This is a genomic window from Streptomyces sp. NPDC025638, from assembly GCF_055558775.1.
Genome location: NZ_JBVHLX010000006.1, coordinates 340054 through 361687, shown reverse-complemented (window position 1 = coordinate 361687; position 21634 = coordinate 340054). Strand labels below are relative to the sequence as shown.

Sequence of the window (21634 nt, the reverse complement as noted above, 5' to 3'; positions counted from 1 at the left end):
TCGCAGCCGCACGCGAAAGGGGCCGGAAACCGGTGTCGGTTTCCGGCCCCTCGGGACGCCCTGGTGACTACTTCGGCTGCGGCTTGCGCACCGACAGGTGCAGTTCCTTCAGCCGTGCCTCCTCCAGCTCCGTCGGCGCGCCCATCATCAGGTCCTGGGCGTTGCCGTTGAGCGGGAAGGCGATGGTCTCGCGGATGTTCGGCTCGTCGGCCAGCAGCATGACGATGCGGTCGACGCCCGGCGCGATGCCGCCGTGCGGCGGGGCGCCGAAGCGGAAGGCGCGGAGCATGCCCGCGAACTTCTCCTCGACGGTCTCCCGGTCGTAGCCCGCGATCTCGAAGGCCTTGAGCATGATCTCCGGTTCGTGGTTCCGGATGGCACCGGAGGACAGCTCGACGCCGTTGCAGACGATGTCGTACTGCCAGCCCAGGATGTCCAGCGGGTCCTGGTTCTCCAGGGCCTCCAGGCCGCCCTGCGGCATGGAGAAGGGGTTGTGCGAGAAGTCGATCGCGCCGGTGTCCTCGTCCTTCTCGTACATCGGGAAGTCGACGATCCAGCAGAAGCGGAAGACGCCCTCCTCGAAGTGGCCGGCCCGCTTGGCGGCCTCGACCCGCACCGCGCCCATGACCTTCGAGACCTCGTCGAACTCGCCCGCGCCGAAGAAGACGGCGTGACCGGCCACCAGCCCGAGGCGCTCGGTGAGGACCTTGACGTTCTCCTCCGTCAGGAACTTCGCGATCGGGCCCGTCAGCGAGCCGTCCTCGGCGACCCGGACCCATGCCAGGCCCTTGGCGCCCAGCGACACCGCGAAGTCGCCCAGCTGGTCGAAGAACTTGCGGGGCTGGTCCTGGACGGCCGGGACCGGCAGCGCACGCACATGCTTGCCGGCGAACGCCTTGAACTCGGAGCCCTCGAAGACATCCGTGATGTCCACCAGCTCCAGCTGGGCCCGCAGATCCGGCTTGTCGGAGCCGTACTTGAGCATCGCCTCCCGGAACGGGATCCGCGGGAAGGGCGAGGTGACGTGGCGGCCGTTGCCGAACTCCTCGAAGAGCTCCGTCATGAGCTTCTCGACGGGCTGGAAGACGTCCTCCTGCTCGACGAAGGACATCTCGATGTCGAGCTGGTAGAACTCGCCCGGCGAGCGGTCCGCGCGGGCGTCCTCGTCACGGAAGCAGGGCGCGATCTGAAAGTAGCGGTCGAAGCCGGAGATCATCAGCAGCTGCTTGAACTGCTGCGGGGCCTGCGGCAGGGCGTAGAACTTGCCCGGGTTCAGACGGGAGGGGACCACGAAGTCACGCGCGCCCTCGGGGGAGGTGGCGGACAGGATCGGCGTCGCCATCTCGTTGAAGCCGAGCGCGGTCATCTTGTGACGGATCGCGGAGATCACCGCCGTACGCAGCATGATGTTGCGGTGCATGCGCTCGCGGCGCAGGTCCAGGAAGCGGTATTCCAGACGCCGCTCCTCGTTGACCCCGTCCTCGGCGTTGATCGTGAAGGGCAGCGGGGCGGCGGCGCCGAGCACCTCGACCTCGCCGACCTCGATCTCGATCTCGCCCGTCGGCAGGTCCGGGTTCACGTTCTCGGTGCCTCGCGAGACGACCTTGCCGTCGGCGCGGACCACCGTCTCCTTGGACAGCTTGTCCAGGGCCTCGTACGCGGCCGTGCCGGGGCGGGCGACGAGCTGCGTGATGCCGTAGTGGTCGCGCAGATCGATGAAGAGGATGCCACCCAGGTCGCGCCGATTGTGCAGCCAGCCACTCAGCCGGACGTCGGTCTCGACGTCAGAGGCGCGGAGCTCGCCGCAGGTGTGGGACCTGTACCGATGCATCGTCGTTCATCCAGTCTTCGCGGATCGGGGTCTGTGTGGGGCTGTGCTTCAGGTTGTTTCACGTGAAACACAGACCAGCGTACCGGGCACCCGAAGATCGCCTCCCACCATTACCGCACCGGGGAGCAGTGGCACTCTTCGATCGCATCTTCTTAAAGTGGGGCAATGCGCACTGGCGAGCCCCTGCCCGCCGTCGAGGACGTTCTCTCCTCCCTCGCGACCGGGGTGTGGCACTGGAACACCGCCACCGGGCTGGTCACGATCGACGCGGAGACCGCTCGGCTGCTCGGACTGCCCGGCGAGACGACCACTCTCACCGAGGCCCGGGCGCGCGCCCGTTTCCATCCCGTCGACTGGAACGAGAACACCAGCATCATCCGGCTCGCCTCCGACGAGGGCACGCTGGCCGAGGTACGGCTGCGGATCATGGACGACCAGGGCCGGATCGTACGCACGGTACGCAGCCGCTTCAGACCGGTGTACGACCGCAAGGAGCGCGTGTACCGGGTGACGGGCACCCTGCAGGAGGTCACCGAACCGACGCCGGGCACCGCGGCGCAGACCCCCGTCACCGGTGACTGGCGCCGCTCCCGGGAGGCGTTCCTGCTGGACGCGGGCCGGGCGCTGGCCGAGGCACGGTCGACGTCGGAGGTGCTGCGGGTCGCGGCGGGGCTGTCGATGCCGGGGTTCTCGCCGGACGGGCTGGCTGTCTTCGGGGTGCAGGGCGACCGGCTGACGGTCATCGGCCATCACGGGCCGCACGGGCATCAGCCGGGCGACGAGGCTCCCTTCACCGATATCCCGCTGGAGACGGAATACCCGGCCGCCGAGGTGGTCCGGACCGGCCGTGCGGTCTATCTGTCCTCCCCCGAGCAGTACAAGACCCGCTACCCGGTGACCTGGCCGCTCGCCCGGCACTTCGGCCGGCAGTCCTGGGCGTTCCTGCCGCTGACGGCCGCCGGCCGCACGATGGGCGCCTGGCTGGCGGCCTTCGCCTATCCGGTCGCCTTCACCCCGGACGAGCGCTCGGTGCTCACGACGGTGGCCCGCATGCTCGCCCAGGCCCTGTCCCGGGCCGGAGCCGCCGAGTCCCAGCGCGAACTGACCGACGGGCTGCAACGCTCCATGCTGCCCACGCTGGGCCCCGAGGTCCCCGGCATGGGCGTGGCCGCCCGCTACATCCCCACCGGCGGCGGGCTCCAGGTCGGCGGCGACTGGTACGACATGATCCCGCTGCCCGGCAGCCGGTTCGCGCTGGTCATCGGTGACGTCCAGGGACATGACGTACGGGCCGCCGGTCTGATGGGCCAGCTGCGGATCTCGCTGCGCGCCTATGCCTCCGAGGGCCACCGCCCCGACGCGGTCCTCTCCCGGGCCTCCCGCTTTCTGCACGGCGTCAACGACGGCGCCCTGCACGGTGTCGACGACAGCGCCGGTGACGACGCCGACCCGCGCTTCGCGACCTGCCTGTATGTGGAGGTCGACCCGGTGTCCGGCGTCCTGGAGATCGCCCGCGCCGGGCATCCGGACCCGGCGATCCGGATGGCGGACGGCACCGTGATGATGCGGCCGACGGCGGGCGGTCTGCCGCTGGGCATCGACCCGGACGCCGACTACCCGACGACACGGTTCGCGCTGGAGCCCGGCGAGACCATGATGATCTGCACCGACGGGCTGATCGAGACCGGCGGTCATGACCTGGAGAGCGGCTGGCACCGCCTCCGCGCCGTCCTGGAGGACCACGAGGGCGGCCTGGAGTCGCTCGCGGACGCCCTGGTGCAGGCGGTGCACGGACCGTCCTCGCACCAGACTCCGGGGCCGCTGGCCGACCGCCGTGAGGACGACATAGCCGTGCTGCTGCTGGGCAGGCCGGGGGAGGGCGACGGCTACGGCGGCACGATGCTCGTCGGGCCCACGGTCCGGCGCACCCTGCTGTCGGTGGCGCAGGACGAGCCGGAGCGGATCGCCGAGGCCCGCGAGCATGTGCGTGGGCTGCTGCACGACTGGACCTCCGACGAGCAGGTGGACACCGCGGTGCTGCTGGTGTCGGAGATGCTCACCAACGTCCTCGTGCACACCGACGCCGACGCCCTGCTGCTCGCCGAGGTCACCGGGGAGACGGGCGAGCGACGGCTGCGGGCCGAGGTCACCGACGCCGGGGACGACCTCCCGCACAAGCGAAGCCCCGGGGAGCTGGCCTCCTCCGGGCGCGGTCTGGTGCTGATGGAACTGCTCGCGGACGCGTGGGGGGTGGATCCGCGGGGCGAGGGGAAGAGCATCTGGTTCGAGCTGTACGAGAAGCGGTGACCTGGTCGGAACGGTGGCTACTGGGTGGCGTACCGGCTCCGCAGCTCGTGCACGACCCCGAAGGCGGCCGCGGTGAGCGGTACGGCCAGCAGCATTCCGACGATGCCCGCGACGGACGCCCCGGCCGTGATCGCGAGCATCACCACCGCGGGATGCATCTGCACGGTCCGGCTCTGGATCACCGGCTGGAGCACATGGCCCTCCAGCACCTGCACGGCGACGACGACCCCGAGGGCCCACAGCGCGATCACGAACCCCCGGTCGGCGAGCGCGACCAGCACGGCCACCGCGCCGGAGAGAAAGGCGCCGAGGTAGGGGATGTAGGCGCCGACGAAGACGAGCGCACCGAGGCCCGGCGCGCCCGGCACCTGAAGGATCAGCAGCCCGATGGTGATGCAGGTGGCGTCGATGAGCGCGATGAGGGTGGTGCCGCGCATGAAGCCCTCGACGGCCGCGAAGGCCCGCCGCGCCATGGCCTCCAGGGTGTCGCCGGTGCCGCGCGGGGCGAGGGACCGCAGGCTCTCGGCGGCCTGGTGGGAGTCGCGAAGGAAGAAGAAGACGAGCAGCAGCGCCAGTACGGCCATGGCGATGCTCTCGCCGACGACGCTGACCCCGCTGATGACGTTGGAGGCGGCCGTCCCACCGAACTTGGCCAGCAGGTTCCTGGCGTTCTCGGCGAGGTCGTCCAGCGAGGTCCCGGCGGCCCCGAAGTGCTCGGCGACGGACCTCGCGGCGGCCCGCAGCGAGGAGATGATCTGGCCCCCGGTGTCGATCAGCGCGGCGACCACGATGTAGACGGCCCCGCCGATGACGGCCGCGACTGCCACACAGGTGAGCCCGGCGGCCAGTGAGCGCTGTACCCCGGCCCGGACGAGCCGCCGGTACAGCGGCCCGAGCAGCGCGGTCCCGAGCAGCGCGAGCAGCACGGGCGTGACGGCCGTACGGAACGTGGTGCACAGCCGGACCCCGACGTACCCGACCCCGTAGACGAGCAGGATCACCACGCACCAGGCGGCGAGTCGGCGAACGGGGTCGGGCAGAAGCTGCACGCACCCAGCCGATCATGCGCGCGGCCGGGCTGTCCTGTGCTAGGGCCCGGCCGGGTGACGCGGTACGGCGAAAGCCCCGTCCGGCGCCGTTGACGGACGGGGCTTTCGCCGGACTCGGGCTCAGGCCTGCGGTCCGCTCTCGGTCATGCCGTGAACGGCCGGGATCGTTCCGAGCCGGCCCTTCTGGAAGTCCTCGAAGGCCTGCTGGAGTTCCTCACGGGTGTTCATGACGAAGGGGCCGTAGTGGGCCATGGGCTCACGGATGGGCTGCCCGCCGAGCAGGACGATCTCCAGGTCCGGCGTGTGGGAGTCCTGCTTCTCGTCCGCGCGGACGGTCAGCGAGGAGCCGTTGCCGAAGACGGCGGTCTGGCCCAGCTGGACCGGACGGCGGTCGGCACCGACGGAGCCGCGCCCGGCCAGGACGTACGCGAGGGCGTTGAAGTCCTCGCGCCAGGGCAGGGTGATCTCCGCGCCCGCGGCGAGGGTCGCGTGGATCATCGTGATCGGGGTGTGGGTGATACCGGGACCGGTGTGGCCGTCCAGCTCACCGGCGATGACACGGAGCAGCGCGCCACCGTCGGGGGAGGTGAGCAGTTGGACGCTGCCGCCGCGGATGTCCTGGTAACGGGGGGCCATCATCTTGTCCTTGGCCGGGAGGTTCACCCACAGCTGCAGGCCGTGGAAGAGTCCGCCGGACATGACCAGCGACTCCGGCGGGGCCTCGATGTGGAGCAGGCCCGAACCGGCGGTCATCCACTGGGTGTCGCCGTTGGTGATGGTGCCGCCACCGCCGTGGCTGTCCTGGTGGTCGAAGGTGCCGTCGATGATGTAGGTGACGGTTTCGAAGCCCCGGTGCGGGTGCCACGGGGTGCCCTTGGGCTCGCCCGGCGCGTACTCCACCTCGCCCATCTGGTCCATCATGATGAACGGGTCGAGGTAGCGGTAGTTGACTCCGGCGAACGCCCGGCGCACCGGGAAGCCCTCGCCCTCGAATCCGCTCGGTGCGGTCGTCACGGCCAGCACGGGACGGGCGACGGCGTCGCCCGGCGCGGCCACACGGGGCAGGGTCAGCGGGTTCTCGACGGTCACTGCAGGCATTGGTCGGTACCTCCTTGTGCGCCCACTTTAGTTGAGCGTTGAACTTTCTGCCACCCCCAACAGGGAAAGCCCGGAGGACATTCCCTCCGGGCCTCGCCGGGCGCCGGTCAGTCGAACAGGGCTGCCGTCGCCGGCCCCACCAGGGAGAGGCCGAGCAGGGTGGTGCCGTCCGGATCCTCGGGGTCGTACACGATCTCGACCTCGCTCGGGCCGCCCTCCGGGCCGCCGCGCTCGCGCCGCTCACCGCGGGCGTCGACGCAGGAGTAGACATGGTGCGTGGCCGCGTCCTCGCCGGTTCCGACGTCGTAGGAGAGCTCCAGCCGCCCCTCGACCGCGATCCCCCGGGCCCGCGGCACGACGGTGTCGCGCAGCATGCGCAGGCCTGCCACCACGGCGGCGACGCCGGGCGCCAGGACACAGGGGACGCCCACCGCCCGGGAGACGGTGGCCCGCTCCCCCGCGCCGCGGGCCACCGACGCGGCGGCGACCAGTAGATAGAGGACACCCAGCACCGCGAGGGCCACGTTCCTCGGTTCCGGCCCCGGGCGCTCCACCGGCTCGACGGTCACCCGCGCCGCCCCGGTGCGCTGCGGGCGACGAGGGAGTGGGTCGCCGGGCCGGGCAACAGCATTACGCCGCGGCGGAGTCGGGCAGCAGAACGCCGCCGGCCGTGGAGGGTCGGCGGCGAGGTGTCGGGTGGGGTCACGCGGGCACAGTAGGGCCGACCCGTGGGCGGAGGGGACGGTTCAGCCGCCGTACATCCGGCGCATCGCGAAGTCCACCATCTGCTCGACCGCCTTCGCGTCGAAGACCATCCGGTGCTCGCCCTCCATGTCCAGGACGAAGCCGTACCCGGTCGGCAGCAGGTCGATCACCTCGGCGCCGGTGATCACGAAGTACTTGGACTCCTTGCCCGCGTACCGGCGCAGTTCCTTGAGCGAGGTGAACATCGGGATCACCGGCTGCTGGGTGTTGTGCAGGGCGAGGAAGCCCGGGTTGTCGCCGCGCGGGCAGTAGACCTTGGACGTGGCGAACACCTGCTGGAAGTCCTCCGCGGCCAGCTGACCGGTGGTGAAGGCACGCACGGCGTCCGCGAGCGACGGCGGCGACGGCTCCGGGTAGAGCGGCGCCTGCTGGCCGTACCCGCCGGGACCGCCGGGCATCTGCTGCTGCGGCGTGGTGTACTGCGCACCCACGTTCTGGTCGTAGCCGTACATGGGCGTTAGCCTACCGACCCCACCGGGGTCGCCGAAGGCCCGTCAAGCCTTCTTGAGCCGTTCCCCAGCGTTCTTATGTAGACCCTTCTCACACTTGGACGGGCAGGGGTTGCTTCTTATTACCGACGGGTAGCATCATCGTAGCTACTTGTTGGTACGTGAACCAGTTGCGAGGAGACAGTGCCTCGCCGAGTCCGATACGGAGCCGTCACCCATGGGGCACTACAAGTCGAACCTACGCGACATCGAGTTCAACCTGTTCGAAGTACTCGGGCGCGACAAGCTGTACGGCACCGGCCCGTTCGGTGAGATGGACACGGACACCGCCAAGAGCGTCCTGGAGGAGCTGACGCGCCTCGCGGAGAACGAGCTGGCCGCGTCCTTCACGGACGCGGACCGCAACCCGCCGGTCTTCGACCCGGAGACCAACACCGCGCCCGTCCCGGCGTCCTTCAAGAAGAGCTACAAGGCCTTCATGGACTCCGAGTACTGGCGCCTGGGTCTGCCCGAGGGCATCGGCGGCACGACGGCTCCCCCGTCCCTGATCTGGGCGTACGCAGAGCTGATCCTCGGCTCGAACCCGGCCGTGTGGATGTACTCCTCCGGCCCGGCGTTCGCCGGCATCCTCTACGACGAGGGCAACGACGTACAGAAGAAGATCGCGCAGATCGCCGTGGAGCGGACCTGGGGTTCGACCATGGTGCTCACCGAGCCCGACGCGGGCTCCGACGTCGGCGCCGGCCGCACCAAGGCGATCCAGCAGGAGGACGGCTCCTGGCACATCGAGGGCGTCAAGCGCTTCATCACGTCCGGTGAGCACGACATGGAGGAGAACATCCTCCACTACGTCCTCGCCCGCCCCGAGGGCGCCGGCCCCGGCACCAAGGGCCTGTCCCTCTTCCTCGTCCCGAAGTACCTGTTCGACTTCGAGACCGGCGAGCTGGGCGAGCGCAACGGCGTCTACGCCACCAACGTCGAGCACAAGATGGGCCTGAAGGCCTCCAACACCTGCGAGATGACCTTCGGCGACCGTCACCCGGCCAAGGGCTGGCTGATCGGCGACAAGCACGACGGCATCCGCCAGATGTTCCGCATCATCGAGTTCGCCCGCATGATGGTCGGCACGAAGGCGATCTCCACGCTGTCCACCGGCTACCTCAACGCCCTTGAGTACGCCAAGGAGCGCGTCCAGGGTCCCGACCTGGCCAACTTCATGGACAAGGCCGCGCCCAAGGTCACCATCACGCACCACCCCGACGTGCGCCGCTCGCTGATGACACAGAAGGCGTACGCGGAGGGCATGCGCGCCCTCGTCCTCTACACCGCCTCCGTCCAGGACGCCATCGCGGTCAAGGAGGCGAACGGCGAGGACTCCAAGGCCGAGCACGCGCTCAACGACCTGCTCCTGCCGATCGTCAAGGGCTACGGCTCCGAGAAGGGCTACGAGCAGCTCGCCCAGTCGCTGCAGACCTTCGGCGGCTCCGGCTTCCTGCAGGAGTACCCGATCGAGCAGTACATCCGCGACGCCAAGATCGACACCCTCTACGAGGGCACGACCGCGATCCAGGGCCAGGACTACTTCTTCCGGAAGATCGTCCGCAACCAGGGCGCCGCGCTGAACTCTCTCGCGGAGGACATCAAGAAGTTCCTGGCTCTCGGCACCGGCGGCGAGGAGCTGGCCGGCGCCCGCGAGCACCTCGCGAAGGCGGCCGTCGAGCTGGAGGCCATCGTCGGCGTGATGCTGACCGACCTCGCGGCCACCGAGCAGGACGTCAAGAACATCTACAAGGTGGGCCTGAACACCACCCGCCTGCTGCTGGCCTCCGGTGACGTGGTCGTCGGCTACCTGCTGCTGAAGGGTGCCGCGGTCGCCGCCGAGAAGCTGGAGACGGCCTCCGCCAAGGACAAGGCGTTCTACACCGGCAAGATCGCGGCGGCGAAGTTCTTCGCGGCCAACGTCCTGCCCGGCGTCACCCTGGCCCGCAAGGTGTCCGAGGGCGTCGACCTGGACCTCATGGAGCTGGACGAGGCGGCCTTCTAGTCCCGGCCGCCACTGCCACAGGTTTCCTGCGTGGGCCCGTTCCCGGTAAGGGGGAGCGGGCCCTCGCCCGTCGTTAAGGTGAACCCCATGAGCGAACCAGCCCGCTTCGACCGCGGCCACACCGATGACCTCATGTCCTTCCTCGCGGCGAGCCCGTCGCCCTACCACGCCGTGGCGAACACCGCCGAGCGGCTGGAGAAGGCCGGCTTCCGGCAGGTCGTGGAGACGGACGCGTGGGACGGGACGAGCGGCGGCAGGTTCGTGCTGCGCGGCGGCGCGATCGTGGCCTGGTACGTCCCCGAGGGCGCCGCGCCCCACACGCCGTTCCGGATCGTCGGCGCGCACACCGACTCGCCGAACCTGCGGGTCAAGCCGCAGCCGGACAGCGGGGCGCACGGCTGGCGCCAGGTCGCCGTGGAGATCTACGGCGGACCGCTGCTCAACTCCTGGCTCGACCGGGACCTGGGCCTGGCCGGGCGGCTCACCCTGCGGGACGGCTCGACCCGCCTGGTGAACGTGGACCGGCCCCTGCTGCGGGTGCCCCAGCTGGCCATCCACCTGGACCGGTCGGTGTCGACCGAGGGGCTCAAGCTCGACAAGCAGCGGCATCTGCAGCCGGTCTGGGGCCTGAGCGGCGATGTGCGCGACGGCGACCTGATCGCCTTCCTCGAAGAGGAGTGCGGACTGCCTGCGGGCGACGTGGCCGGCTGGGACCTCATGACGCACTCCGTGGAGCCGGCCGCCTACCTGGGCCGCGACAAGGAGCTGGTCGCCGGTCCCCGGATGGACAACCTGCTGTCGGTGCACGCGGGCGCGGCGGCCCTGGCGGCCGTGGCCTGCTCCGAGCGGGCCCTCCCCCACATCCCCGTGCTGGCCGCCTTCGACCACGAGGAGAACGGCTCGCAGTCGGACACCGGCGCGGACGGGCCGCTGCTGGGCAACGTCCTGGAGCGTTCGGTGTTCGCGCGCGGCGGGTCGTACGAGGACCGGGCTCGCTCCTTCGCCGGCACCGTCTGTCTGTCCTCCGACACGGGCCACGCGGTCCACCCCAACTACGCGGAGCGGCACGACCCGACGCACCGCCCGCGGGTCAACGGCGGACCGATCCTGAAGGTGAACGTCAACAACCGCTACGCCACGGACGGTTCGGGCCGCGCGGTCTTCGCCGCCGCCTGCGAGCGGGCGGGCGTCCCCTTCCAGACCTTCGTCTCCAACAACGCCATGCCCTGCGGCACCACCATCGGCCCGATCACCGCGGCCCGCCACGGCATCCGGACCGTCGACATCGGCGCGGCGATCCTGTCGATGCACAGCGCCCGCGAACTGTGCGGCGCGGACGACCCGTTCCTGCTGGCGAACGCGCTGGTGGCGTTCCTGCAGCAGTAGGCCCGCCCCTGCACCCCGGGCATGAGCACCGGGGTCCCGGGTACCCGACCCCCGACCGGAACCACCGGATCGCAAGGGGAGGAGACACCCATGGGCCTAGGCGGATGCATCATCCTCATCGCCGCGGGCGCGATCCTCACGTTCGCGACCGACTGGCACATGAAGGGGGTCGACCTCGACCTGGTCGGACTCATCCTGATGGCCGTCGGACTGATCGGGGTCACCACGTTCACCAGCATCGCCCGGCGCAGGAGGATCGTGGTGCCGCCCCCGGCGTCGGTCGTCGAGGAGGAGCGGCACCACCACCGTGACGGCTACGGCGACGGCTACGGCATCTGAGCGTCGTCCGTCCCCGCGTCGTCCATTCCCGCGAGGACCAGGGGAAGGCGGTCCGCACCGCCCTCGGTGAGGCGGACCGGTACGCCCCAGTCCTGCTGGTGGACATGGCAGGCGGGGTACTCGTTGGAAGGGTCGTCGTCGCACGATGCCGCCATCGCCGAGACGTGCAGGACTCCCTCCGCCACCGCCGGATCGAGCTCCAGGGTGCGGGAGAGGTCGGTGTCCGCGCCCTCGCCCTTCAGCAGCAGCCCGGACGGGGTGGAGGAGACCAGGAGGCGGGTCGAGGGGCCGTACCGGGTGTCCAGCTTCTGGCCGGCCGGGGCCTGGAAGATCACGTCCAACCGCAGCCTGCCCGGGGCGACTTCGGTCGCCGCGCGCTGGGTGCGGTGGGCGACGGCCGCCACCCGCACCGCCTCCTCCGGGAGCCGCAGCCGGGTCAGACGGTGGCGGGCCGACTCGACAACCACGATGTCGTCGCCGACGAGGACGGCATCGCTCGGCTCCCTCAAGTCGGTGGCCAGGGTGGTCACTTCGCCGGTCGCGGGGTCGTAGCGGCGCAGGGCGTGGTTGTAGGTGTCGGCGACGGCCACGGAACCGTCGGGCAGCGCCGTCACCCCCAACGGATGCTGAAGCAGCGCCTGTTCGGCGGCGCCGTCACGGTGGCCGAAGTCGAACAGCCCGGTGCCGACGGCGGTGTGGACCCGACCGTCGAGGTCCACCCAGCGCAGCGCGGAGGTCTCGGAGTCGGCCAGCCAGAGCCGGTCGGCACTCGCCGCGAGACCGGAGGGCTGGGCGAACCAGGCCTCCGTGACCGGTCCGTCGACCAGCCCCTCGTTGGTGGTCCCCGCCGCCACCGCCACGGTGTTCTCGACCGGGTCGTACGCCCACAGCTGGTGCACACCGGCCATGGCGATCCACACCCTGCCGTCGAAGACGGCCACGTCCCAGGGGGAGGAGAGGTCGATCTCACGGGCCGGTCCGAAGGTCGGCGACCCCTGCCACCACTGCCGGCCGGTGCCCGCGAGCGTGGTCACCTGGCCCGTGCCGAGGTCCAGTCGCCGCAGGGCGTGGTTGACGGTGTCCGCGACGACCACGGACGCCCCGTCCTCGAAGAGGGCGAGGCCCTGCGGCTCGCTGAAGGAGGCCGTCCCCGCCGCACCGTCCACGAAGCCGCGCGCACCGGAGCCGATCCGCCGCACGACCGTCTCCCCGTCCGCCTCCAGCTCCACCAGCTGATGCCGGGTGGTGTCGCTGACCAGGAAGTTCCCGGACGGCAGCAGCAGCGCCTTGCCGGGGAAGCGCAGCACGGTCGGCTCCGGCTCCGGCGCCACGTACGGCCCGTCCCCGCGCCGCAGCGTCCCCTTCGCCCCGTGCTCGGCCTCCAGCTCCTCCACCAGCCGCTCGATGGCGTGCGCATGCCCCTCACCGGCGTGCTGCGCGACGACGTACCCCTCGGGGTCGATCACGACGAGCGTCGGCCAGGCACGCACGGCGTACTGCTTCCAGGTGGCGAGCTCGGGGTCGTCGAGCACCGGATGCTCGACGCCGTACCGCTCCACCGCGTCCACGACCGCCTGATGCTCGGCCTCGTGCACGAACTTCGGCGAGTGCACGCCGATGATCACGACCGTGTCCCGGTGCTTCTCCTCAAGTTCGCGCAGTTCGTCGAGGACGTGCAGACAGTTGATGCAGCAGAACGTCCAAAAATCCAGGACGACGATGCGTCCTCGCAGGTCGGCGAGGGTGTACTGCCTGTCTCCCGTGTTCAGCCAGCCGCCCTTGCCGATCAGTTCGGGGGCACGGACACGGGCACGACGGGGTGCGGAATCGGTCATGCGTCCAAGGGTGCCATTCGCGCGGCACGCCGTGACATCCGTCCGCACCCAGCCCCCACCGCGGCCTCGTCAGTCCTGGTGGACCACGTTCCTGCCGGGCCCGCCGGACAGCGTGTCCCGGCCGGGGCCGCCGTACAGCTTGTCGTTGCCGCTGTTGCCGTAGAGCTTGTCGTTTCCGCTGTTTCCGTACAGGACGTCGTTGCCCTTGCCGCCGTACAGGCTGTCGTTTCCGGTGCCGCCGTAGAGCTTGTCGTTGCCGTCGTCGCCGGACAGGTACTGGGCGCCGGCGCCGCCGTACAGTTCGTCGTCGCCCTTGCCGCCCTGCACGATGTTGTCGCCGCCGCTCGCGTAGATCGTGTCCTTGCCGTCACCGCCCCAGGCCAGGCCCTCGGCGCCCACCGTGATGGTGTCGTTGCCCGCGTCGCCCGAGACGTAGGCGCCGTCGAGGCGGCCGGAGTCGGTCAGCCGGTCGTTGCCGGCGCCCAGGGAGATCTCGGCGTAGTAGTAGATCTGGTCGGTGGAGTTCTTGTACGCGACCGTGTCGTTGGCGTCGCCGAGGTTCATGACCAGGGCGGCGTACGGGTCCTGGCTGTCCACGTTGGTGACGGTGCAGGAGACCTTGGTGTGGTCCGCGCTGTCGGGGTACGCGCAGTCGTGGCCCGCGCTGATCGGGACCACGTCGTCGATCACGTAGGTGATGCCCGTGCGGTCCGCGGTGAGCGCGGCGGTGACGGTGGCCTTGTTGGTCTGGCCGGCGGCGGCCTTGTAGGTGAGCTGCCAGTCGTACTGGTTGACCGAGGCGGTGGCGGGCGCCGTCGCGGCGTCGGCCGGGCCGGTCAGGGCGAACGGGACGGCCAGGGCGGCGCCGAGGGCCAGCGTCAGTGCCGGGACGACGCGTGTCGGCCTGCGGCGGGCGGGACGAGAGGGCATGGCGGAACCTCCGGGAGGAACGTGCGGAATCTTGGCGACTTACGCAGCGTTCGACTCGGGGCCGATGCGTCAGGTTGGGCAACTTCCTTGCACGCACCGGAAGTTCAACTGCGGGACACCCCCCGTCCCGGAGAATTCCGCGACCCGGTCAGGACAGGGCGTGTCCGGTGGTCGCGTCCACGTGCCCGGGGACCTCGTCGTGCCGGTCGCCCACCGAGAGGGTGCCGGTGGGCTCGAAGACCAGGATCTCGGCGGGCCCGGGGGCGGAGGGCTTGTGCTCGGTGCCGCGCGGGACGGTGAACACCGAGCCCCTGGGGAGGACGACCGTGCGCTCGCCGGCCGGTTCCCTGAGCGCGATGTGCAGCTCGCCGCCGAGGACCAGGAAGAACTCGTCGGTGTGATCGTGTACGTGCCAGACGTGCTCGCCCTCGACCTTCGCCACGCGTACGTCGTAGTCGTTGACGGTGGTGACGATGCGGGGGCTCCACCGCTCGGCGAAGGAGGCGAGGGCCGCTGCCAGGGAGACCGGTTCGTGGGATGCCATGGGCTCATCGTGCGGGGTGCCGTCACGGTCGCACGAGTGCTAGAAATCGCATATGCCGCAAGGATCCTCTCAGCCGGTGCGGCCCCATCGGGTCGCCGTGATCGTCGACGGGGGCACGAACCCGTTCGAGGTCGGTGTCGCCACCGAACTGTTCGGGCTGCCACGCCCCGAGCTGGGACTGCCCCGGCCGCTGTACGAGGTGACGCTGTGCGCGCCGACGCCCGACGTGCGGATGAACCACGGCTTCTTCACTCTGACGGCGGTGCCCGGCCTGGAGGCGGTGGACGAGGCGGACACCCTGGTCGTGCCCGGCCGCCCGGACAACGTCGTACCGCGCGGGCCCGAGGTCCTGGACGCGATCCGGCGCACACACGCCCGGGGCGCCCGTGTCGTCAGCTTCTGCACGGGCAGCTTCGCGCTCGCCGAGGCGGGGCTGCTCGACGGCCGACGGGCCACCACCCACTGGCTGTGGGCCGACTCCTTCCGGAAGCTGCACCCGAAGGTACGGCTGGAGCCGGACGTGCTCTTCGTGGACGAGGGCGACCTCCTGACCGCCGCGGGCAGCGCCGCCGCGCTCGACCTGGGGCTGCACATCTGGCGCCGGGACCACGGCGCCGAGATCGCCAACGCGGTCTCCCGGCGCCTCGTCTTCGCCTCCCACCGGGACGGCGGCCAGCAACAGTTCGTGGAGCGCCCGGTCCCCGCGGTCCCCGACGCGTCGCTCGGCCCGCTGCTGGCCTGGGCACTGGAGCGGCTGGCCGAGCCACTGACGGTGGCGGACCTGGCGGCCCGCGCGGCGCTCTCCCCCGCCACGCTCCACCGCCGCTTCCGCACCCAGCTGGGCACCACCCCGCTGGCCTGGCTGACCGGGGAGCGCGTCGCGCTGGCCTGCCGTCTGATCGAGCGGGGAGAGGAACGACTGGACGTGGTCGCGTCCCGCAGCGGCCTCGGCACGGCGGCCAACCTGCGAGCACGCCTGCGGCGCGAGACGGGGTTGAGCCCGTCGGCCTACCGCCGCCGTTTCGGGTCCCGTCCGTGATGACCGGCCCGCTCCCGGGAACCGGTCACCGTATGAGACTCCTCGTACGCGACCGGCTCCTGGGCATCGGTGACGACTACTGGATCGAGGACGAGCACGGCGACAAGGTCTTCCTCGTCGACGGCAAGGCCATGCGGCTGCGCGACACCTTCGAGCTGAAGGACACGCACGGGCGCGTCCTGATCGACATCCATCGGAAGGTGTTCTCGCTGCGCGACACCATGCTCGTCCAGCGCGCCGGCGAGCCGCTGGCGACCATTCGGCGCAAGCGGCTCTCCCTTCTTCGCAACCACTACCGCGTGTCCCTGGCCGACGGCACGGAACTGGACGTCAGCGGCAAGATCCTCGACCGTGAGTTCGCCATCGAGTACGACGGCGAGCTGCTCGCGGTGATCTCCCGGCGTTGGCTGCACGTCCGGGAGACATACGGCGTCGACGTCGTACGGGACGACGCGGACCCGGCGCTGCTGATCGCGGTGGCCGTGTGCGTGATCCACCTCGCGGAGAAGGAGCGGGCGGCGGACTGACGGCCGCGGTGTCCGGTCCGCGGAACGGTGTTAGAAAAGAGGCATGGCGGGATTTCCCGGCCGCCTGCGTTCGGTGCTGAGCGCACGCACCGTCGCCCAGCAGGTCTTCGTCCTTCAGGCGGCGATCGTGGTGCTCCTCGTCGTCGCCGCGGTGGCCGCCGTCCTGCTGCAGGTGCGGTCTGACAGCGGACGAGAGGCCCGCAACCGCTCGCTCGCGGTCGCCCAGACCTTCGCGCACTCGCCGGGCATCGCGGCGGCGATGCAGGGTCCGGACCCGAGCGCGGTGCTGGAGCCGCGCGCCGAGGCGGCACGGAAGGCATCCGATGTCGACTTCGTCGTGGCCATGAGCAAGAACGGCGTCCGCTACACGCACCCCGACCCCGGCCAGATCGGCAAGCACTACGTCGGCACGATCGGCCCCGCCGCGAAGGGCGGGACCGTCCGGGAGACCTACACGGGCACGCAGGGCCCCTCGGTGCGCGCCGTCGTCCCCGTGAAGGACGCCCACGGCAAGGTCGTCGGTCTCGTCGCCGCCGGGGTCAGGCTCTCCGCGGTGACGGGGGTCGTCGCGCGCCAGCTGCCCGTGTTCATCGGCGCGGCCGCCGTCGCTTTCGCCGTCGCCACCGCCGGCACCGCCCTGGTCAGCAGGCGGCTGCGCAACCAGACCCACGGTCTGGAGCCCGCCGAGATGACCCGGATGTACGAACATCACGACGCCGTCCTGCACTCCGTGCGGGAGGGCGTGCTGATCCTGGACGGCGAGGGCAGGCTTGCGCTGGCCAACGACGAGGCGCGCCGGCTGCTCGGGCTGCCCGCGGACGCGGAGGGACGCCCGGCCCTCGACCTGGACATCGGCGGCGACATGGCCCGGCTGTTCACCTCCGGACGGGACGCCACCGACGAGGTGCACCTGGCCCGCGGCCGGTTGCTGGCCGTCAACCAGCGGCCGACCGACCGTGAGGGCGGACCGCCGGGCAGCGTCGCGACCCTGCGGGACACCACCGAGCTGCAGGCCCTCAGCGGCCGGGCGGACCAGGCCCAGGAGCGCCTCAAACTGCTGTACGACGCCGGGCTGGAGGTCGGCACCCGCCTCGACGTGACCCGCACCGCCCAGGAACTGGCGGACGTCGTGGTACCCCGGTTCGCCGACTTCGTCACCATCGACCTGGCCGATCCCGTCCTGCGCGGCGGGGAGCCCGGGGACGGTTCCCCGGACATGCGGCGCGTCGCGTTCCGCGGTGTGCGGGAGGACAGCCCGCTCTACGGCGCCGGCCGGCTGATCCGCTTCGTCCCGGCCACCCCGCAGGCCAACGGCTTCGGCACCGGCGTGGCCGTGCTGGAGGCGGACCTGGCCGCGTTCTCCGGGTGGCAGGCACAGGACCCGGAGCGGGCCCAGAGGCTCGTGGAGTTCGGGATCCACTCGATGATCGCCGCTCCGCTGCGCGCCCGCGGCGTCATCATGGGCGTGGCCACCTTCTGGCGGTACGGCCCGCGCAAGTCCTTCGAACAGGACGACGTCTCCCTCGCCGAGGAGCTGGTGGCGCGCGCCGCCGTCAGCATCGACAACGCCCGCCGCTACACGCGCGAACACGCCATGGCCGTCACGCTGCAGCGCAGCCTGCTGCCCCGGGCCCTGCCCGACCAGAGCGCCCTCGACGTGGCCTACGGCTATCTGCCCGCGCAGGCCTCCCAGGGCGGGGTCGGCGGGGACTGGTTCGACGTCATCCCGCTGCCCGGCGCCCGGGTGGCGCTCGTCGTCGGGGACGTCGTCGGCCACGGTCTGCACGCGGCCGCCACGATGGGCCGGCTGCGGACCGCCGTGCACAACTTCTCCACCCTGGACGTCCCGCCCGACGAGCTCCTGGGACACCTGGACGAGCTGGTGACCCGTATCGACCAGGACGAGGACGGGGCCGCCGGCGACGAGGGCCCGCCGGTCACCGGAGCCACCTGTCTGTACGCCGTCTACGACCCCGGCTCCGGCCAGTGCGTCCTGTCGCGCGCCGGGCATCTCCAGCCCGCCGTCGTCAGTCCCGACGGCAGCGTGGAGTTCCTCGACGTCCCCGGCGGGCCTCCGCTGGGCCTGGGCAGCCGCCTCCCGTTCGAGATGACCGGGCTGAAGCTTCCCGAGGGCAGCGCGCTGGTGCTGTACACGGACGGGCTGGTCGAGGACCACGACCGTGACATCGACGAGGGTCTTGAGCTGCTGCGGCAGACGCTGGCCCAGCCCGGCCGGACACCGGAGGCGACCTGCCGGGCGGTGCTGAAGGCCATGGTGCCCGAGCGGCCGCGCGACGACGTGGCCCTGGTCGTCGCCCGTACGCGGATGCTCGCCGCCGACAGCACGGCGGCCTGGGACGTGCCGTCCGAACCGTCGGCCGTCGGCCGGGTCCGTGCCTCGGCCGCCCGGACGCTGGCGGCCTGGGGCCTCGCGGAGTCCGCCTTCACGACCGAACTGATCCTCAGCGAGCTGGTCACCAACGCCATCCGGCACGCCGACGGCCCCATCCGCGTCCGTCTGATCCGCGACCGCTCCCTGATCTGCGAGGTCGCCGACGGCAGCAGCACGGCCCCGCATCTGCGCCGCGCGTCCACCACGGACGAGGACGGACGGGGCCTGTTCCTGGTGGCCCAGTTCGCCGAACGCTGGGGCACCCGTTACACGGCCGAGGGCAAGGTCGTCTGGGCGGAACAGCCGCTGCCGGCCGGGCGGGACGAGACGTAGGAGCCGCCGCCCGCCGCGGCCTCTCCCTACGCGCTCCCTACGCGCTCTAGAGGCCGCGGCGCGGGGGCGCCAGCCCCAGCACCCGGTCCTTGAGCGCCGGGAACTGCTCCCGGATCGTCGCCACCCGTCCCGGGTCGAACTCCACGGTGAGCACCTGCTCCTCGGCTCCCGCCTCCGCCAGCACGTCGCCCCAGGGATCGACCACGATCGAGTGACCCGCCTGCGGAACCCGTCCGTGGGTCCCGGACGTTCCACACGCGAGCACGAACGCCTGGTTCTCGACCGCCCGCGCCCTGGCCAGCAGCGTCCAGTGCGCGCGCCGGCGCTCGGGCCAGCCCGCCGGGATCACCAGCGTCTCGGCGCCGGCGTCGACGAGCCCGCGGAAGAGTTCGGGGAAACGGAGGTCGTAACAGGTGGCCACGCCAAGGGTGGTCCCGGGCAGACGGATCGTCACCAGATCCTGCCCCGCGCCCATCAGGACGGCCTCGCCCTTGTCGAAGCCGAAGCGGTGGATCTTGCGGTAGGCCGCGACCAGATCACCGGAGGGGGAGAAGACCAGGGACGTGTTGTAGAGGGGGCCGTCGGGGTCGCGCTCCGGGATCGAGCCCGCGTGCAGCCAGACACCCGCCTCGCTCGCGGCCTTCGCCATCACCTCGTACGTCGGGCCTTCGAGCGGCTCGGCCTCGCGAGCGAACTCCTCGTACGCGAAGGCGCCCGTCGTCCACAGCTCGGGCAGCACGACGAGATCGGAGTCGGCCTGGTCCCGTACCAGCGCGGCGACCCGCCGCCGACGGGATTCGACCGATTCGCCCTCATCTACGGCGATCTGGATCAGCGAGGCGCGCACACTACCACCGTCCTGGCATTCGAGCCGTCCACACGGGCCTACGATCGTCACACGAAAGCACTGCCGGGGTGCCTCACAGCAGCGTAACTTGGGGGTCCCCCCTGTTCGAGCAAAGCCGAGAGCCTGGGGGAGTTCCAAGACACCCGCCGACAGGCACGTCCCTGGCACCGCCGCCCAACCTGCCCGTGTACCGACCGCCGAGGGGTCCCGTTCCGTGAGTCTGCATCCCACCCTCCAGCCCTACGCCGACGCCTGGACCCACTCCATCGATGCGATATCCGAGCTGGTGCAGCCTCTTGTCGAGGGTGAATGGAACCGGCGGACCCCATGCCCCGGATGGTCGGTCCGCGACATCGTCTCCCATGTCATCGGCATGGACTGTGAACTGCTCGGCGACCCGCGCCCCATCCACGCGCTGCCGCGCGACCTGTTCCATGTGACGAACGAACACCAGCGGTACATGGAAATGCAGGTCGACGTCCGCCGCCATCACACGGCCCCGGAGATGACCTCCGAGCTGGAGTACACGATCATCCGCCGCAACCGCCAGCTGCGGAACGAGTCGCGCGAGCCCGGCCACAAGGTGCGCGGCCCGCTCGGCACCGAGATCACACTTGAGGAGGCCATGCGCAACCGCGCCTTCGACGTGTGGGTCCATGAGCAGGATCTGCGCACGGCCCTGGGGCAGCCGGGCAACCTCGACTCCCCGGGCGCGCACATCACCCGTGACGTGCTGCTCGCCGAGCTGCCCCGCGTCGTCGCCGACCGGGCGAACGCCCCGCGCAGTTCGGCGATCGTCTTCGACGTGTACGGGCCCGTGGAGTTCCTGCGCACCATCCGCGTCGACATCCAGGGCCGCGGCACCCTGGAGACGGCCCCCGCACTCGGCCCCGCCGCCTCCTTCACCCTGGACTGGGAGACCTATGTCCGGCTGGCCTGCGGCCGTCTGACACCGGATGCCGCGGGCGAGCGGGTGAAGACGGAGGGCGACCCGGAGCTGACGGCGGCCGTCCTGCGGAACTTCACGGTCACGCAGTAGGGCCGCCCGCGCGGTCGACCGGTACGGCCGTCCGCGGTCGGATAATTCGGTGTCGCCGGTCCGCTGCCGGTAACTAGCGTGCCCGCCATGACGGACACAGTGGCCACGCCCCGGACCGACGACCGACCGCCCCGCCTGACCCGGCTGACCTTCCACGGCCCGCTCTCCGAGGCCCGCGCGGCCGCGCTGGTCGGCCGTCTCGCGCGGCTGCGGCCCGGCAGCGTGCTCGACGTGGGCTGCGGCTGGGGCGAGTTGATGCTCCGCGTCCTGGACGCCGTACCGGACGCCCGTGGGACCGGGATCGATGTGCGCGGCGAGGATCTGGAGCGGGGCCGGCAGAGCGCCGGGGCGCGGGGGCTCGCGGACCGGGTGGAGTTCGTCGAGGAGTCCGCCGAGGGGACGAAGCGCGGGCCCGCCGACCTGGTGCTGTGTCTCGGGGCCAGCCATGCCCTGAGCGCCGCCGAGCCCCCCGGGCACACCCTGGAGGCCCTGCGCGAGCTGCGGCGGCTGGTCTCCGACGGCGGGCGTGTGGTGCTCGGCGAGGGCTTCTGGGAGCGGCCGCCGACGCCGGCCGAGCTGGCGGGCATGTGGCCCGGGGCCGAGGCGGGCCAGCACTACGACCCGGCCCGGCTCGTCGGCCTCGCGGTAGAGGCGGGGTTCCGAGCCGAGTGGATGGAGACCGCGAGCCTGGACGAGTGGGAGGAGTTCGAGTCGGCGTACCAGGCGGACACCGAGGTGTGGCTCGCCGGGCATCCGGACCATCCCCGGGCGGCCGAGACGCGCGCGGACCTCGACCGGCACCGGGCCCGGTGGCTCACCTACCGCGGCATCCTGGGCATCGTCTATCTCACCCTCGTACCGGTCGCCGCGGCCGGCTGAC

At 71.2% G+C, this 21634-nt stretch carries 18 protein-coding genes; 9 read left to right on the top strand and 9 right to left on the bottom strand.

The genetic code is table 11. The features are described 5' to 3' along the window. Positions 1–67: 67 nt before the first annotated feature. Positions 68–1831: an aspartate--tRNA ligase gene (gene aspS, locus ACZ4EG_RS18685; RefSeq protein ID WP_390708243.1), complete on the bottom strand. Its 1764-nt coding sequence runs from the start codon at positions 1829–1831 to the stop codon at positions 68–70. A gap of 165 nt (positions 1832–1996) precedes the next feature. Between aspS and ACZ4EG_RS18680 the strand changes: the two genes are divergently transcribed. Continuing rightward, positions 1997–4138 (top strand): SpoIIE family protein phosphatase, encoded by a 2142-nt coding sequence (locus ACZ4EG_RS18680; RefSeq protein WP_467791311.1) that lies wholly within the window; start codon positions 1997–1999, stop codon positions 4136–4138. Between the two features lie 17 nt (positions 4139–4155). Here the strand turns inward: ACZ4EG_RS18680 and ACZ4EG_RS18675 are convergent, their stop codons facing one another. The 4 genes from ACZ4EG_RS18675 to ACZ4EG_RS18660 all read right to left on the bottom strand — a co-directional run bounded on the left by ACZ4EG_RS18675 (position 4156) and on the right by ACZ4EG_RS18660 (position 7502). Next, the gene (locus ACZ4EG_RS18675; RefSeq protein WP_467791310.1) at positions 4156–5187 is read right to left on the bottom strand and encodes an AI-2E family transporter; all 1032 of its coding nucleotides are present in this window, start codon (positions 5185–5187) and stop codon (positions 4156–4158) included. Positions 5188–5307: 120 nt separating this feature from the next. Continuing rightward, positions 5308–6285 carry a pirin family protein gene (locus ACZ4EG_RS18670; RefSeq protein ID WP_453547121.1) on the bottom strand — a complete coding sequence of 326 codons (978 nt, stop codon included), beginning with the start codon at positions 6283–6285 and terminating at the stop codon, positions 5308–5310. A 107-nt stretch (positions 6286–6392) separates the two neighbouring features. Next, positions 6393–6854 carry a hypothetical protein gene (locus tag ACZ4EG_RS18665; RefSeq protein WP_467791309.1) on the bottom strand — a complete coding sequence of 154 codons (462 nt, stop codon included), beginning with the start codon at positions 6852–6854 and terminating at the stop codon, positions 6393–6395. Positions 6855–7031: 177 nt separating this feature from the next. Continuing rightward, positions 7032–7502, bottom strand: a complete 471-nt coding sequence (locus ACZ4EG_RS18660; protein ID WP_453547116.1) for an SseB family protein — start codon at positions 7500–7502, stop codon at positions 7032–7034. Between the two features lie 214 nt (positions 7503–7716). Between ACZ4EG_RS18660 and ACZ4EG_RS18655 the strand changes: the two genes are divergently transcribed. From ACZ4EG_RS18655 to ACZ4EG_RS18645, 3 genes are all read left to right on the top strand, one after another. Continuing rightward, positions 7717–9543, top strand: coding sequence for an acyl-CoA dehydrogenase (locus tag ACZ4EG_RS18655; RefSeq protein WP_453547113.1), 1827 nt, complete (start codon positions 7717–7719; stop codon positions 9541–9543). An 87-nt stretch (positions 9544–9630) separates the two neighbouring features. Beyond that, positions 9631–10929 carry a M18 family aminopeptidase gene (locus tag ACZ4EG_RS18650; protein ID WP_467791308.1) on the top strand — a complete coding sequence of 433 codons (1299 nt, stop codon included), beginning with the start codon at positions 9631–9633 and terminating at the stop codon, positions 10927–10929. Between the two features lie 90 nt (positions 10930–11019). Next, a complete protein-coding gene (locus ACZ4EG_RS18645) occupies positions 11020–11268 on the top strand; it encodes a DUF6458 family protein (RefSeq protein WP_467791307.1) in 249 nt (82 codons plus the stop codon). Here ACZ4EG_RS18645 and ACZ4EG_RS18640 read toward each other — a convergent pair. The 3 genes from ACZ4EG_RS18640 to ACZ4EG_RS18630 all read right to left on the bottom strand — a co-directional run bounded on the left by ACZ4EG_RS18640 (position 11256) and on the right by ACZ4EG_RS18630 (position 14577). Then, a complete protein-coding gene (locus tag ACZ4EG_RS18640; RefSeq protein ID WP_467791306.1) occupies positions 11256–13103 on the bottom strand; it encodes a thioredoxin-like domain-containing protein in 1848 nt (615 codons plus the stop codon). The genes ACZ4EG_RS18645 and ACZ4EG_RS18640 overlap by 13 nt on opposite strands. Positions 13104–13172: 69 nt before the next feature. After that, complete coding sequence (locus tag ACZ4EG_RS18635) at positions 13173–14033, bottom strand: calcium-binding protein (protein WP_467791305.1); 861 nt, start codon at positions 14031–14033, stop codon at positions 13173–13175. 148 nt (positions 14034–14181) lie between these two features. Continuing rightward, positions 14182–14577, bottom strand: coding sequence for a cupin domain-containing protein (locus ACZ4EG_RS18630; protein ID WP_453547102.1), 396 nt, complete (start codon positions 14575–14577; stop codon positions 14182–14184). 52 nt (positions 14578–14629) lie between these two features. Between ACZ4EG_RS18630 and ACZ4EG_RS18625 the strand changes: the two genes are divergently transcribed. From ACZ4EG_RS18625 to ACZ4EG_RS18615, 3 genes are read left to right on the top strand one after another with little or no spacing between them, the layout of a single operon-like run. Continuing rightward, positions 14630–15616: a helix-turn-helix domain-containing protein gene (locus ACZ4EG_RS18625; RefSeq protein ID WP_453547100.1), complete on the top strand. Its 987-nt coding sequence runs from the start codon at positions 14630–14632 to the stop codon at positions 15614–15616. 32 nt (positions 15617–15648) lie between these two features. Further along, positions 15649–16143, top strand: coding sequence for an LURP-one-related/scramblase family protein (locus ACZ4EG_RS18620; protein WP_467791304.1), 495 nt, complete (start codon positions 15649–15651; stop codon positions 16141–16143). Between the two features lie 43 nt (positions 16144–16186). Then, a complete protein-coding gene (locus ACZ4EG_RS18615; protein ID WP_467791303.1) occupies positions 16187–18868 on the top strand; it encodes a SpoIIE family protein phosphatase in 2682 nt (893 codons plus the stop codon). 46 nt (positions 18869–18914) lie between these two features. Here ACZ4EG_RS18615 and ACZ4EG_RS18610 read toward each other — a convergent pair whose 3' ends face one another. Further along, positions 18915–19715, bottom strand: coding sequence for a carbon-nitrogen family hydrolase (locus tag ACZ4EG_RS18610; protein WP_467791302.1), 801 nt, complete (start codon positions 19713–19715; stop codon positions 18915–18917). 214 nt (positions 19716–19929) lie between these two features. On the opposite strand from ACZ4EG_RS18610, the gene ACZ4EG_RS18605 reads away from it, so the two are divergent. After that, positions 19930–20754 carry a maleylpyruvate isomerase family mycothiol-dependent enzyme gene (locus ACZ4EG_RS18605; RefSeq protein WP_467791301.1) on the top strand — a complete coding sequence of 275 codons (825 nt, stop codon included), beginning with the start codon at positions 19930–19932 and terminating at the stop codon, positions 20752–20754. An 87-nt stretch (positions 20755–20841) separates the two neighbouring features. Beyond that, on the top strand, positions 20842–21633 hold the full coding sequence (locus ACZ4EG_RS18600; RefSeq protein WP_467791300.1) for an SAM-dependent methyltransferase: 792 nt from the start codon (positions 20842–20844) through the stop codon (positions 21631–21633). Position 21634 lies beyond the last annotated feature (1 nt).

What these genes read in the sequence shown, in the direction of transcription:
- ACZ4EG_RS18625 (WP_453547100.1), top strand. Translation starts at nt 14,630, where the DNA reads ATGCCGCAAGGATCCTCTCAGCCGGTGCGGCCCCATCGGGTCGCCGTG.
- ACZ4EG_RS18600 (WP_467791300.1), top strand. Translation starts at nt 20,842, where the DNA reads ATGACGGACACAGTGGCCACGCCCCGGACCGACGACCGACCGCCCCGC.
- aspS (WP_390708243.1), bottom strand. Translation starts at nt 1,831, where the DNA reads ATGCATCGGTACAGGTCCCACACCTGCGGCGAGCTCCGCGCCTCTGAC.
- ACZ4EG_RS18670 (WP_453547121.1), bottom strand. Translation starts at nt 6,285, where the DNA reads ATGCCTGCAGTGACCGTCGAGAACCCGCTGACCCTGCCCCGTGTGGCC.
- ACZ4EG_RS18630 (WP_453547102.1), bottom strand. Translation starts at nt 14,577, where the DNA reads ATGGCATCCCACGAACCGGTCTCCCTGGCAGCGGCCCTCGCCTCCTTC.
- ACZ4EG_RS18655 (WP_453547113.1), top strand. Translation starts at nt 7,717, where the DNA reads ATGGGGCACTACAAGTCGAACCTACGCGACATCGAGTTCAACCTGTTC.
- ACZ4EG_RS18635 (WP_467791305.1), bottom strand. Translation starts at nt 14,033, where the DNA reads ATGCCCTCTCGTCCCGCCCGCCGCAGGCCGACACGCGTCGTCCCGGCA.
- ACZ4EG_RS18620 (WP_467791304.1), top strand. Translation starts at nt 15,649, where the DNA reads ATGAGACTCCTCGTACGCGACCGGCTCCTGGGCATCGGTGACGACTAC.
- ACZ4EG_RS18640 (WP_467791306.1), bottom strand. Translation starts at nt 13,103, where the DNA reads ATGACCGATTCCGCACCCCGTCGTGCCCGTGTCCGTGCCCCCGAACTG.
- ACZ4EG_RS18660 (WP_453547116.1), bottom strand. Translation starts at nt 7,502, where the DNA reads ATGTACGGCTACGACCAGAACGTGGGTGCGCAGTACACCACGCCGCAG.
- ACZ4EG_RS18680 (WP_467791311.1), top strand. Translation starts at nt 1,997, where the DNA reads ATGCGCACTGGCGAGCCCCTGCCCGCCGTCGAGGACGTTCTCTCCTCC.
- ACZ4EG_RS18645 (WP_467791307.1), top strand. Translation starts at nt 11,020, where the DNA reads ATGGGCCTAGGCGGATGCATCATCCTCATCGCCGCGGGCGCGATCCTC.
- ACZ4EG_RS18615 (WP_467791303.1), top strand. Translation starts at nt 16,187, where the DNA reads ATGGCGGGATTTCCCGGCCGCCTGCGTTCGGTGCTGAGCGCACGCACC.
- ACZ4EG_RS18650 (WP_467791308.1), top strand. Translation starts at nt 9,631, where the DNA reads ATGAGCGAACCAGCCCGCTTCGACCGCGGCCACACCGATGACCTCATG.